At 49.7% G+C, this 12,416-nt stretch carries 12 protein-coding genes; 8 read left to right on the top strand and 4 right to left on the bottom strand.

From position 1 onward, the window contains the following. Window positions 1-3: 3 nt before the first annotated feature. From celB to ACKKE8_RS30290, 6 genes are read left to right on the top strand one after another with little or no spacing between them, the layout of a single operon-like run. On the top strand, window positions 4-1,356 hold the full coding sequence (gene celB / locus ACKKE8_RS30315; protein WP_409176256.1) for a PTS cellobiose transporter subunit IIC: 1,353 nt from the start codon (window positions 4-6) through the stop codon (window positions 1,354-1,356). Window positions 1,357-1,377: 21 nt separating this feature from the next. After that, window positions 1,378-2,124: a chitin disaccharide deacetylase gene (gene chbG / locus ACKKE8_RS30310; RefSeq protein ID WP_409176255.1), complete on the top strand. Its 747-nt coding sequence runs from the start codon at window positions 1,378-1,380 to the stop codon at window positions 2,122-2,124. 11 nt (window positions 2,125-2,135) lie between these two features. Next, window positions 2,136-2,462: a PTS lactose/cellobiose transporter subunit IIA gene (locus ACKKE8_RS30305; protein ID WP_409176254.1), complete on the top strand. Its 327-nt coding sequence runs from the start codon at window positions 2,136-2,138 to the stop codon at window positions 2,460-2,462. After that, entirely contained in the window at window positions 2,459-3,781 is a 1,323-nt protein-coding gene (locus ACKKE8_RS30300; RefSeq protein ID WP_409176253.1) for a 6-phospho-beta-glucosidase, read from the top strand. Before ACKKE8_RS30305 ends, ACKKE8_RS30300 begins: the two co-directional genes overlap by 4 nt. 13 nt (window positions 3,782-3,794) lie before the next feature. Beyond that, window positions 3,795-4,634, top strand: coding sequence for a Cof-type HAD-IIB family hydrolase (locus ACKKE8_RS30295; RefSeq protein WP_409176252.1), 840 nt, complete (start codon window positions 3,795-3,797; stop codon window positions 4,632-4,634). 38 nt (window positions 4,635-4,672) lie between these two features. Next, a complete protein-coding gene (locus ACKKE8_RS30290; RefSeq protein WP_409176251.1) occupies window positions 4,673-4,936 on the top strand; it encodes an HPr family phosphocarrier protein in 264 nt (87 codons plus the stop codon). Between the two features lie 65 nt (window positions 4,937-5,001). Here ACKKE8_RS30290 and ACKKE8_RS30285 read toward each other — a convergent pair whose 3' ends face one another. Together ACKKE8_RS30285 and ACKKE8_RS30280 are read right to left on the bottom strand one after the other, a co-directional pair. After that, window positions 5,002-7,152 carry a histidine kinase dimerization/phospho-acceptor domain-containing protein gene (locus ACKKE8_RS30285; protein ID WP_409176250.1) on the bottom strand — a complete coding sequence of 717 codons (2,151 nt, stop codon included), beginning with the start codon at window positions 7,150-7,152 and terminating at the stop codon, window positions 5,002-5,004. Beyond that, window positions 7,130-7,822 carry a response regulator transcription factor gene (locus tag ACKKE8_RS30280; protein ID WP_409176249.1) on the bottom strand — a complete coding sequence of 231 codons (693 nt, stop codon included), beginning with the start codon at window positions 7,820-7,822 and terminating at the stop codon, window positions 7,130-7,132. The genes ACKKE8_RS30285 and ACKKE8_RS30280 overlap by 23 nt, the downstream gene beginning before the upstream one ends. Window positions 7,823-7,990: 168 nt before the next feature. Between ACKKE8_RS30280 and ACKKE8_RS30275 the strand changes: the two genes are divergently transcribed. Further along, window positions 7,991-8,617, top strand: coding sequence for a class I SAM-dependent methyltransferase (locus tag ACKKE8_RS30275; RefSeq protein WP_409176248.1), 627 nt, complete (start codon window positions 7,991-7,993; stop codon window positions 8,615-8,617). A gap of 17 nt (window positions 8,618-8,634) precedes the next feature. Then, on the top strand, window positions 8,635-10,416 hold the full coding sequence (locus tag ACKKE8_RS30270; RefSeq protein WP_409176247.1) for a DEAD/DEAH box helicase: 1,782 nt from the start codon (window positions 8,635-8,637) through the stop codon (window positions 10,414-10,416). Between the two features lie 58 nt (window positions 10,417-10,474). Here ACKKE8_RS30270 and ACKKE8_RS30265 read toward each other — a convergent pair whose 3' ends face one another. Further along, a complete protein-coding gene (locus tag ACKKE8_RS30265; RefSeq protein WP_409176246.1) occupies window positions 10,475-10,816 on the bottom strand; it encodes a DUF779 domain-containing protein in 342 nt (113 codons plus the stop codon). A 3-nt stretch (window positions 10,817-10,819) separates the two neighbouring features. Continuing rightward, the gene (gene adh / locus ACKKE8_RS30260) at window positions 10,820-12,340 is read right to left on the bottom strand and encodes an aldehyde dehydrogenase (protein ID WP_409176245.1); all 1,521 of its coding nucleotides are present in this window, start codon (window positions 12,338-12,340) and stop codon (window positions 10,820-10,822) included. Between the last annotated feature and the right edge of the window lie 76 nt (window positions 12,341-12,416).

Genomic DNA, 12,416 nt, shown 5'->3' with positions numbered 1-12,416 from the left:
GGGATGCGTGTGGGCGGATTTGTTTCTTTTATGGAAAACCGCATAATGCCGGTAGCGGGAAAAATTGCGGAGCAAAAGCATCTGCAGGCCATTCGTGACGGAATTATCCTTACTTTGCCTTTGTTGATCATTGGTTCACTGTTCCTCATCATTGGCTTCATACCGATACCTGGTTATGACGAATTCATGAGCGGTATTTTCGGCGAAAAATGGCGGACAAAGCTACTGTATCCGGTAGGTGCTACGTTTGACGTCATGGCGCTGATTGTCAGCTTTGGCGTCGCCTACCGACTGGCGGAGAAATACAAGGTCGACCCGCTATCGGCAGGAGCCATTTCTGTCGCATCCTTCTTGCTCGCTACTCCGTATAAAATCATGTTTACCCCGGAAGGAGCGAGTGCTGCCCAAGAGGTTGGCGGAGTCATTCCACTTACACTGATGGGCAGTCAGGGATTGTTTGTCGCGATGCTATTGGGGATATTGTCGACTGAGATTTATCGCAAAATCATTCAAAAGAAAATTGTCATTACCATGCCAGACGGAGTGCCTCCCGCAGTTTCCCGTTCCTTTGTGGCACTGATCCCAGCGGGTGCCGTGCTTTTGGTGGTTTGGTTGTTGCGTATCCTCCTTGAAAACACTTCCTTCGAAAGTATTCACAATATTGTGAAGGATTTGCTCGTCGGACCACTCAGCGCTGTTGGCAGCAGCTTGATAGGGGCCATTATATGCGTGCTGCTCATTCACATTCTCTGGGCTATTGGCTTGCATGGTGCGGCGATTGTCGGTGGCATTATGAGTCCCATCTGGCTGACGCTGATGGACCAAAACCGAGCTGCGTTCCAGGCAAATCCAAACGGTGAATTGCCAAACGTCGTCACTACGCAATTTTTTGACATGTGGATATTTGCTGGGGGATCGGGTGCTACGCTAGCCCTTGTCGTCCTAATGGTATTTCGGGCGCGCAGTGAACAGATGAAAAACATCGGCCGTCTCTCGCTTGGACCTGGTTTGTTTAACATCAATGAACCTGTCACGTTCGGTATGCCAATTGTCATGAATCCGCTTTTGATCATCCCATTTGTACTGGCGCCTGTCGTATTGGTCATTATCAGTTATTTGGCCATGTCATTCGGTTGGGTGGCAAAACCAAGCGGGGTAGCGGTTCCGTGGACGACACCATTGCTGATCAGTGGATATTTGGCTACTGGTGGGAAGGTATCGGGAATGGTTCTCCAAGCGGTGAACTTCGTGATTGCGCTCGCGATCTACTATCCGTTCTTCCGTCTGTGGGATAAACAAAAGGTAAGCGAAGAAAAAGCCAGCACTGTATCCGATAGTAAAGCTGTGCCTATGTAATCGCTAGAGGAGAGGCTAACTATGAAACTGATTGTGAATGCAGACGATTTTGGATATTCCAAAGGCGTCAATCTGGGCATCGTCGAAGCGCATCTGGAAGGAGTCGTTACTTCTGCGACCTTGATGGTCAATATGGAGGGGTTCGAGCACGCTGTAGGGCTGGCCAAAGAACATCCAACGCTCGGAGTAGGCATTCATTTGGTACTCACATGTGGATCGCCAGTTAGTCAGGATGTACCATCGCTAACGGATGGAGAGGGACGTTTTCGACGCGGGCAAGATCATTTGATTTCTGCTGCACCGGAGGAGATCGAGTGGGAGCTGCGGGCTCAATTGGAGAGGTTCGTGGCGTCGGGGCTCAAGCTGACGCATATCGACAGCCACCACCATGTGCATGCACATCCAGCCGTTTTGCCGATTGTTCTGAAGCTGGCAGAGGAATATAGAGTGCCAGTTCGCTATCCGTGGATGTCCGGGACACAGGAGCAGCGAGACCAGTCGAGTGTTCCTACGACAGAAGGCTTTTCTCATCATTTTTATGGAGACGACCTAACCGTACAATCCTTCGTCAGGATCGTAGAGGATATGGCAGATTATCCTGTAGTTGAGATCATGACGCACCCTGCTTATTTGGACGAAGCGCTACTGACAGGCAGTTCATACGCAAAGCAACGAACCACAGAATTGAAAATCTTAACAGCAGCAGAGTTAAAGCAATACATTCGTGATCAAAAAATACAGCTCGTGACTTTTAGCGAACTTGGATAGGTGGAGATAGAATGGACCATACAGACGTTATTTTTCAACTAATACTTCACGGAGGAAACGCGCGGAGTCTGGCAATGGAAGCGATCGCTCTGGCTAAAAATAGAGACTTGCCAGGCGCAGAGGATGCGTTGAAGCGTGCAGGAGAAGAGCTCGGTCGTGCACACCAAAATCAAACGGCACTTATCCAAAAGGAGATATCGGGAGAAAAGACTGAGATCAGTATGCTCTTGATTCACGCCCAGGATCATTTAATGAACGCAATAACAGTCAAGGATTTGGCTACGGAGTTTGTAGAGCTGTACAGCCAAATCCATGAAGGCAAGGAGGCAGGAGTATGAGCGGAATCAAAATTGTAACGATCGGTGGAGGGTCTAGCTATACACCTGAGCTGGTAGAAGGCTTTATCAAGCGCTACGATGAATTGCCCGTCCGAGAGCTGTGGCTGGTGGATATTCCGGAGGGCGAGAAAAAGCTGCAAACAGTAGGTGCCTTGGCAAAAAGGATGGTTGAGAAGGCAGGGGTGCCTATCGAGATCCAATTGACGATGGATCGGCGAAAAGCACTTGCGGGCGCTGATTTTGTCACGACACAAATGCGCGTAGGGCTCTTGGATGCGCGGATCAAGGATGAGCGTATTCCTTTGAAATACGGGGTGATCGGTCAGGAAACGAATGGCCCCGGCGGCTTGTTCAAAGGCTTGCGTACCATTCCGGTCATTATGGACATTTGTCGTGACATGGAAGAGCTGTGTCCAGATGCTTGGCTGATTAACTTCACGAATCCGGCTGGTATGGTTACAGAGGCAGTGCTGCGACATACCAACCGTAAAAAGGTCATTGGACTGTGCAATGTTCCCATTGGGATGAAAATGGGTGTTGCTACTGTTTTAGGGGTCGAGCAATCACGGGTTCATATTGATTTTGCCGGATTGAATCATATGATCTTCGGACTGGGTGTGTACCTGGACGGGGAAAACGTCATTTCCCAGGTAATCGATAAAATAACGGGCGACCAATCCGGCATTACGATGCAAAACATTTTGGACCTTGGCTGGGATAAAGATTTCATCAAAGCATTGGGGATTCTCCCGTGCCCGTATCATCGTTACTACTATCAGACGCGCACGATGCTTGAGCATGAACTGGAAGAAGCGGAGCAGAAGGGTACGCGGGCTGAGGTGGTCAAGCAGGTGGAAGCAGAGCTATTTGCGCTCTACGAAGACCCAGACTTGGATATCAAGCCTCCGCAGTTGGAGAAGCGTGGCGGTGCCTATTACAGTGAGGCTGCCTGCAATTTGATTTACTCCATTTACAACGACAAGCGCGATATCCAGACGGTAAATGTCCGCAACAATGGAGCGATTGCCAGCATTCCGGATGATTCGGCAGTCGAAGTGAACTGCGTGATTACAAGAGAAGGACCGATTCCTTTGGCTGTTGGTGATTTGCCTGTTCCCGTACGTGGACTCGTACAGCAAATCAAATCGTTTGAGCGAGTGGCAGCTGAGGCAGCTGTAACGGGTGATTACCATAAGGCGCTATTGGCGATGAATATTAACCCGCTGGTGCCGTCTGATGTGGTCGCCAAAAAAATACTCGATGAGATGCTGGAGGCGCACAAGGAGCATCTGCCCCAGTTTTTCAAGCCCGTCACATAAGGATGGGACTCGTGTGAAATACAAACTCCTCGCCTTGGATGTGGACGGAACGATTTTGATGTCGAACCATACCTTATCCAAAGTAACAGAACGGGCCATTACCCAGTTAGTGAAGCAAGGAGTCCACGTCACACTGGCAACCGGCAGGGCGTACCCATCCGCCAAATCGTTGGCGCAGCAGTTCCAGATCAGCGCACCACTCGTTTCTCATGATGGCGCATACGTCGCAGATCCCAAGACGGATCAGGTGCTGTATGTACAGCGTATTCCGTATGAGATAGCGGCGAGGATTACAGATATACTCGTATCGCATGGCTTGGATGTCATGCTGCTGCATGAGTCTTATGCTGTCACGAATCGCACGTGGAAGTGGACGGACTTGTTTCCGTTGTTAAATGCCTGGACACTGCGCCAGCTCTGGAAAAATCAATACCCGCTCAAAATCCAGGCTTCGCGGTTGATAGCCGGATACGTTCAAAAACATGAAGTGTGTGCTCCGAAAATATTCGTCACGGGCGACGAGAAGCGTCTGTTGGCAGCGAGACAAGAGCTGGAGAAAGCCGAGCTTTCGGGGATTCGCGTGACGGCATCGGGCGCGAATAATTTAGAAATATTGCCTGTGGGTATCTCTAAGGCAAGTGGTCTAGCGGTAGTGAGTGAGAGGCTTGCGATTCAGCCTGACGAGATCGTTGCTGTAGGTGACAATTACAATGATGCAGAGATGCTCCAATTCGCCGGAATGGGTGTGGCGATGGGCAATGCTCCTGACGATCTGAAACAGCTGGCGCGGCATGTCACGGAAACGAACGATCGGCATGGGGTGGCAGAGGTCATTGAGAAGTTTTTCTTGTAAGTGCATTGCAAGCACAAGGACAGGAAGGGAGGCGTGAAATGATCCGTATTAGTCTTGAAGTAGCCGTGAGTGGAGGTCTCCATGCTCGCCCTGCTTCTGTCTTGGTGAACCTGCTCAATCAATACAGCTCGACGGTCAAAATGATCTACAACGACAAGCAGGCCAATGGCAAAAGCATCCTCAGCGTAATGGCTCTGGGAGCAAAGACCGGAGATGAAATTATGTTTGAGGTGGAGGGTGCCGACGAGCAAGAAGTGGCTGAAAAGATTGAGTCCCTATTTGAAAGGAATTTTGCCATCTAACAGGGAGAAAAACACGTAATAAAGCCAGTGCCTGATGATCGGGCACTGGCTTTCCTATTTGATCCTTACGCGTGCTTGCGGAATACGACCATGACTTTGAAGTAATCGCCATCAATATCGATAGACAGCCTGCCGCCTTGCAATTCGACGATACTTTTTGCGATGGCCAAGCCGAGGCCAGAGCCTTCGGTATGACGGGATTGATCAGCGCGCTTGAACCGTTCAAACAGTTCCTGTGCATCAAAGTCGATTTCATAGGCGGAGACATTTTTGAACGTCAAGATTACTTCGTCCTGTGTCTCTGCCAAATGGATCAGGACACGCGTATTCGGCATGGAATACTTCAGGGCGTTGCCGATCAGATTTTCAAATACGCGCCACGTTTTCTTGCCATCCAGAGGAGCGACGATCTTAGGCTGCTCCGTCGTTACGCGGAAGGAAAGCGTCGATTGCTCGATTTTGTCACTGAATTCAGCGATGGATTGGTTGAGCAGGGAGGCTACGTTCACTTGCTCGATATTCAGTTCCACCGCACCGCTGGATATTTTGGCTGCGTCAAACAGGTCGTCGATGAGGACTCGCAGTCGGTCTGATTTTCGATCCAAGACATCGATGTAGTCCTTGCGTTCCTCTGGTGTCAAGTTCTCTTGTTTGAGCAGGGTAACGTAGTTGATAATCGACGTCAGCGGTGTTTTTAAATCATGGGAAACATTCGTGATCAATTCCGATTTCATGCGCTCGCTCTTCATTTGCTCTTCCACCGCGTTCTTGAGTCCCTTTGTGATGTTATTGAGCGAGTGGGCGAGATCAGATAACTTCCCTTTTTTCACCTTCTGAATGGTAACGTTCATATTACCGTTAGCCATTTCGGAGGCACCTTTCATGATGCGATTCATCAGTCCCAAGCGTCTAAGTGCGTATGGGAAAACCACCACCATGTAAAACACGCCATATAAAAAGCTTAAAATTAGTAAGCCGCCATGGCCTTCGATAAGAGCGACGAACCCAAAGCCTGCACTCATTCCAAATAGGACAGTCAGGATAAACAGCGTGGATACTTTAAAGAACATTCCTCGATTGGTGTAGCTTTCTTGAAGAAGGACACGCTGCCTTGCCCAGATACTCTTTTGCCACTGCTGCGTAAATCTCTCAGGTTGGTTGTACATAAGCCATGCCTCCATAAATTGTAGAAGCAGGTAAGCAGTGAACAACGAAACGAACGCAAGGGTAAAGAAATGCTCACCATCAAGTGGCAAGAAGAAGAAACGCAGGTTTGCTATCATAATCAAATACGTAATTCCGAGCACGAACACTAGCACCATTCGAATATCCAGCGGGATCAGTCGGAACAGTGCCATGCTTTTCGCTACAAGAGGTACTTCCACTGCTCTGCTTACTGGTAAGTACCAATAGCAAAGACCAATTATTAGGAGAGAGACAGCGAGCAAGATAGATTCAGCAAGCAGTCTTTCCCGAATAGAATCATAGTAGAGTGCATCGGCGTGGATCTGACTATACCCATTTGGGGCATGCGGGACATAAAAGATACCGCTTAATTCATTCAGTTGATAAGTACGATTGATGTAGAACTCTCCGTTGGTGTTCGGGATCCTTTCTACAAAGCGCGCATGCTTTTGCAATACTGTATCGGAAGGCTCGTAACCGAGATTGCTGTAAAATGTATCGTTCTTTCTATCATTGACATAGTATACAAAGGAACCGCTCCGAAGAAGAAGGCTGTTTTTGCGTTCCTTATAATCGGCATCCCTCTCGGCAATTTTTTGGTTGATGTGGTCTTCATAACGAGATATTTCCTGAGAGATTTCTTTATGCAGACTGCGTGAATGTTCTTCGGTTAGTCTGGCAACTTCCTTGGTGTCACCCTCATTCTTGGCAGCCTCGATCATATCTTCGAGCCGGTTATTCTCCTTAATCGACCGGAGATTCTCTTCATGTTCTTTCTTTAGTTGATTGGCCGTCTCCTCGTCGAGCTTTCCCGGGGTGTAGTCTGCATAATCAACATGAACGACTTTCACCAGCTCAGCAAATGTCTGTAATTCACTTTGAAATTCTGCGCTTTGAAAGTAATTGTTCACTCGGAGATACTCGCGCTTATGGTACAAATCCGCCATGGTCAAAAGTGATAGCGAAAAACTTACGAGCATGAGGATTAGCACGGGCACCGCAAAGCGTCTATTTTTCGATTTTGTATCCAATTCCCCATACCACCTTCAAATATTTTGGTTCCTTCGGGTTGATTTCTATTTTTTCCCGAATGCGTCTCACATGGACAGCCACTGTGTTTTCCGCGTTCATATAAGGCTCTCTCCAAACCCGCTCATAAATTTCCTCGATCGAAAATACCCGACCTTTGTTTTCCATTAACAGTTCCAAGATTTTGTACTCGGTAGCAGTCAGACGCACCTCGTTGCCGTCAATCGCAACATTTTTTGTGCTTTTGTTCAAGGTCAAGCCGCGTACCTGAATCTCATCTTCTGTCATTTGAGCGCTTCCCAGGTTGGTAAAACGTCTTAACTGAGACTTGACTCTGGCGATGAGCTCCAAGGGATTAAAAGGCTTCGTCACATAGTCATCTGCACCGATGTTGAGCCCGAGGATTTTATCGGTATCCTCTGATTTGGCAGAGAGCATGATGATCGGGATATTTTTTTTCTGCCGGATTTGAAAGGTGGCGGTCATCCCGTCCATTTTGGGCATCATGATGTCCATCAGGATGAGGTGGATATCTTCGCGCTCCAGTACGTCCAGCGCTTCCTGTCCGTTGCTTGCCTTGAATACGGTCATGGATTCATTTTTGAGATAGATTTCAATAGCATCGCGGATTTCTTCCTCGTCGTCGACTACGAGAACTTGATATTTGGTCATGATTCGTCCCACCTTATGAATGCATTCATGGTACTATCTTAACGCCCAGCTCTAACAAAACAGTAATGAAATGTCTTACAAATTTCTTAATAAACCACGTTCAGGAAATGCTAGTTGATAGGATCGAGCCGATAAATAAGGTAAGATGTGAGGAAGAATACGAGAAAATTGGTGATTGCTTTGCTGGAATGGACAGGGGAGAGAATTATCCCCAAGTTATTAAAACCTACGAATGGTATGCTGCTGGAGCATATAGCCCGATATTATTTTGCCGCGCCTTATGTAAAGGGCAGGGTGCTGGATATCGCTTGCGGTACAGGCTACGGATGTCATATGATCGCAAAGGATCGAAAACGAGAGCTGACAGAATTGATCGGAGTAGACAACGATGAGGTGACGATATTTTACGCTAATCGGGAATACCATCATCAGAAGATCACGTATCAGCAGGGTGATGCTCTCGATCCGACGCTTCCTGAGCGATTGGGGCAGTTTGATACAATTTTGAGCTTTGAAACGATTGAACATGTCGCAGATGATTTGCTGTTTATGGATAACTTGTATCAGATGCTGAAACCAGGTGGTACGCTTGTGCTGTCCAGTCCCTTTGGCAGAGGGCGGGGCATGCAGACGAGCGAGCCCTTCCATGTTCATCAGTTGACGCCGGAAGAGTTCGCGGAGCTGTTTGTACGCTATTCTGACGTGGATATGTACTATCAGAGAGGCGTTACGTTTGAAAAAACACCCCGCGATGGCGTACGGTACTTTATCGGCATGGCAGTATGTACGAAGTAATAGTGATTGATTTATGAATGGAGATGGCGAAACTGGCTGATTTTTGGAGATTGGGAATTCGCAAGGAATTGATACATGCCCTGCAAGAGAACGGGATTACCGAACCGACACCGATTCAGGAGAAAGCAATCCCTGTCGTACTCGAAGGAAAAGATGTAATCTCGCAAGCGCAGACGGGAACAGGTAAGACGCTTGCTTTTGTCCTGCCGATCCTGGAAAAAGCTGATCCGCAAGCGACGCATGTTCAGGCGTTGATTCTTACCCCTACGCGGGAGCTTGCTCTGCAAATTACGGCAGAGGTGAAGAAGCTGACGGAGAGGTTGGAAGACATCCGTGTACTCGCCGTCTATGGTGGACAAGATGTGAATCAGCAGTTGAGAAAGCTGGCAGGAAACATTCATGTGGTAATTGCTACGCCAGGGCGCTTGCTGGACCATTTGCGCAGAGGGACGATCGATCTGTCGCAGGTATCGATGTTTGTCCTGGATGAGGCGGATCAAATGTTGCACATGGGGTTTTTGCCTGAGGTAGAAGATATTATGGCGAACACGCCGTTCGACAAGCAGACGATGCTGTTTTCGGCCACAATGTCGGAACAGGTGCAATCTCTTGCGAAGCGTTTTATGAAAAAGCCGGAAAATATCCAGGTGCAGGGCAAGCGTATTACGTTGGAGGATATTCGTCAAATTGTAGTAGAGACGACAGACCGTGCGAAGCAAGATACTCTGTGCAGTCTGTTGGATGAACAACGGCCGTTTCTCGCAGTGATCTTTTGCCGAACGAAGCGTAGAGCGAGTAAGTTGAATGCTGCGCTGCAAGGTCTCGATTATATGTCTGATGAGTTGCACGGTGATTTGTCACAGGCAAAGCGTGAGGATGTCATGAAGCGATTCCGAGAGGCCAGGATTCAGTACTTGGTCGCAACGGATGTGGCAGCGCGTGGGCTGGATGTCGAGGGAGTCACGCATGTGTTTAATTACGACATTCCGGAAGATGTGGACAGTTATATACACCGGATCGGCAGAACAGGGCGAGCCAAGGAAAAAGGAACGGCTTTCACGTTGGTGGCGGGGAAGGATTGGGGGCAACTCAGGGAGATTGAAGAAGGGATCAACCTGTCTCTGGAGCGGCGTGAAATGGATCGCGGGGAATCGTCTGAGCAGAAGAAACAGACGCGACAGCAAGGGTCTGAGAGGGAGCGGTTCGGGAAGGACGAGCGTCGAGGGGATAAGCAAGGTAGAGGCAAAGGAAAGTCAGCTGGGCAAAGACAGCAAGGCTCTGGGGAACGCCGAAGAGATGACGAAGGGCGTCAACAAAAGAGCGGCGGTTTTGATCGCAAGCCGAAGGTTCGAGGCAGCGCAGCGGGCGGATTCGGGCGTAAGCCGAAGGAACGTGACCAGACAGCAGGCGGTTTCGAGCGCAAGCCGAAGGAACGTGACCAGGCAGCAGGCGGTTTCGAGCGCAAGCCGAAGGAACGTGACCAGGCAGCAGGAGGTTTCGATCGTAAGCCGAAGGAAGGAAACCGAGCAACAGGCGGTTTCGAGCGCAAACCGAAGGAGCGCGACCGGGCAGAAGCTGGTTTTGATCGTAGGCAGAAGGACGGTAGCCGAGCAACAGGGGGTACTGGACGTAAGCCGAAGGAAGGGAACCGTGCAGCAAGTGGTTTTGATCGCAAGTCGAGCAGCTCTGGCAAGAAGCCGGTAACTGCGCAACGCAGCTCGGCTCGTCCGAATGCAAAACCAGGCAATCGAACAAGCTCTGCTCCTGCAAATCGTACTTCTCGCAAAAAATCCAGATAGGAATCCAAGCAAAAAAAGACCGTTCCAGCCAACGAAAGGCGGGAGCGGTCTTCCTTTTCTACGATTCGGGAAATACCCGTGAACGTGTGAGGAAGCGTACCCCCTCAGGTCCTTCCAGCGAAAACATTCCGCCACGCCCATTTACGACGTCAATGATGAGCTGCGTATGCTTCCAATACTCATACTGCGCTTTGCCCATGTAGAACGGGCAGCCACCGATCTCGCCCAACAGGACGTCCTGGTCACCCACGAGAAATTCTCCAAGCGGGTAACACATGGGGGAGCTGCCATCGCAGCAGCCCCCTGACTGGTGAAACATCAGGTCACCGTGTTTGGCACGAAGCCGTTCAATTAATGTCAGTGCAGCATCTGTCGCGAGCACTTTTTCTGGCTGGCTCATTGATCAAAAGAAGCCCAGAGCTTGATCGCTGTAGCTGACCAGCAGGTTTTTCGTTTGTTGGTAGTGAGACAACATCATTTTGTGTGTCTCGCGGCCAATACCGGACATTTTGTAGCCGCCAAACGCTGCGTGAGCCGGGTAAGCATGGTAGCAATTGGTCCATACGCGACCAGCCTGGATTTCGCGGCCCATGCGGTAGGCTGTGTTCGTGTCGCGTGTCCATACACCAGCACCCAAGCCATACAGCGTATCATTTGCCATGGCGAGCGCTTCTTCTGTATCCTTGAAGGTCGTTACGGAGACGACCGGACCGAAGATTTCTTCCTGGAAGATGCGCATCTTGTTGTGGCCTTTAAAGACAGTTGGCTGGATGTAGTAGCCGCCCTCGAGATCACCTGCAAGCTGTGCACGAGCGCCGCCAATCAGGCATTCGGCTCCTTCTTGTTTGCCGATATCCAGGTAGGAGAGAATTTTTTCTACCTGCTCCAAGGAAGCCTGTGCGCCGATCATCGTATCCGTATCGAGCGGATTTCCTTGCTTGATATTAGCTACGCGCTGCAGGGCACGCTCCATGAATTGGTCGTAAATGCTTTCGTGAATGAGCGCACGGGATGGGCATGTGCAAACCTCGCCTTGGTTGAGCGCAAACAGTACGAATCCTTCAATCGCTTTGTTAAAGAAGGCATCATCTTTTGCAGCCACATCCGAGAAGAAGATGTTTGGCGATTTGCCGCCCAGCTCCAGCGTCACCGGAATGATATTTTGGGAAGCGTACTGCATGATCAAGCGCCCTGTCGTCGTTTCACCCGTAAAGGCGATTTTCGCGATGCGGTTGCTTGAAGCGAGAGGTTTACCCGCTTCCAGACCGAAGCCGTTCACGACGTTGACGACACCAGGAGGGAGCAGGTCGCCGATCAGCTCCATCAGCACCAGGATGGATGCAGGTGTTTGCTCCGCTGGCTTGAGGACGACGCAGTTGCCCGCAGCCAAGGCCGGAGCCAGCTTCCATGTAGCCATGAGGAGCGGGAAGTTCCACGGAATAATTTGACCAACGACACCGAGTGGCTCATGGAAATGATAAGCGACCGTATCGTTATCGATTTCAGCAAGTGTACTTTCTTGAGCGCGGATCGCTCCGGCGAAGTAACGGAAATGATCAATCGCCAGCGGGATGTCGGCCGCGAGTGTTTCACGAACAGGCTTGCCGTTTTCCCACGTCTCTGCGTTTGCCAGCATCTCCAGATTGGCTTCCATCCGATCCGCGATTTTTAACAAAATATTCGCGCGTTGTGCAACAGAGGTACGACCCCACGCGTCTTTTGCCTCATGGGCAGCGTCCAGTGCCAGCTCAATATCATCGGCTGTCGAACGGGCTACCTCGCAAAAGACCTTGCCATTTACAGGTGATACGTTTTCGAAATACTCACCTTTCACTGGCGGAACCCAATTACCCCCGATGTAGTTTTCATAACGATTTTTGAACGTCACCTTGGAACCGGTTTGGCCGGGTTGAGCATAGATCATTGCGAGCGCCTCCTCATTTATCACATATTTCTTTACAGCCCTCTCTAAAAGCAAGTCTCGTACCAACGTGAAAAAG

The sequence above is a fragment of the Brevibacillus fortis genome (assembly GCF_046196545.1).
Classification (GTDB): Bacteria; Bacillota; Bacilli; order Brevibacillales; family Brevibacillaceae; genus Brevibacillus; species Brevibacillus fortis_A.
The sequence above is the reverse complement of the archived record's forward strand: the minus strand, read 5'-3'. Positions and strand labels throughout refer to the sequence as shown.

Bases quoted from the DNA above. Each gene is read 5' to 3' on its own strand.
- adh (WP_409176245.1), bottom strand. From the start codon at position 12,340: ATGATCTATGCTCAACCCGGCCAAACCGGTTCCAAGGTGACGTTCAAA.
- chbG (WP_409176255.1), top strand. From the start codon at position 1,378: ATGAAACTGATTGTGAATGCAGACGATTTTGGATATTCCAAAGGCGTC.
- ACKKE8_RS30265 (WP_409176246.1), bottom strand. From the start codon at position 10,816: ATGAGCCAGCCAGAAAAAGTGCTCGCGACAGATGCTGCACTGACATTA.
- ACKKE8_RS30270 (WP_409176247.1), top strand. From the start codon at position 8,635: ATGGAGATGGCGAAACTGGCTGATTTTTGGAGATTGGGAATTCGCAAG.
- ACKKE8_RS30300 (WP_409176253.1), top strand. From the start codon at position 2,459: ATGAGCGGAATCAAAATTGTAACGATCGGTGGAGGGTCTAGCTATACA.
- ACKKE8_RS30280 (WP_409176249.1), bottom strand. From the start codon at position 7,822: ATGACCAAATATCAAGTTCTCGTAGTCGACGACGAGGAAGAAATCCGC.
- ACKKE8_RS30305 (WP_409176254.1), top strand. From the start codon at position 2,136: ATGGACCATACAGACGTTATTTTTCAACTAATACTTCACGGAGGAAAC.
- ACKKE8_RS30290 (WP_409176251.1), top strand. From the start codon at position 4,673: ATGATCCGTATTAGTCTTGAAGTAGCCGTGAGTGGAGGTCTCCATGCT.
- celB (WP_409176256.1), top strand. From the start codon at position 4: ATGCGTGTGGGCGGATTTGTTTCTTTTATGGAAAACCGCATAATGCCG.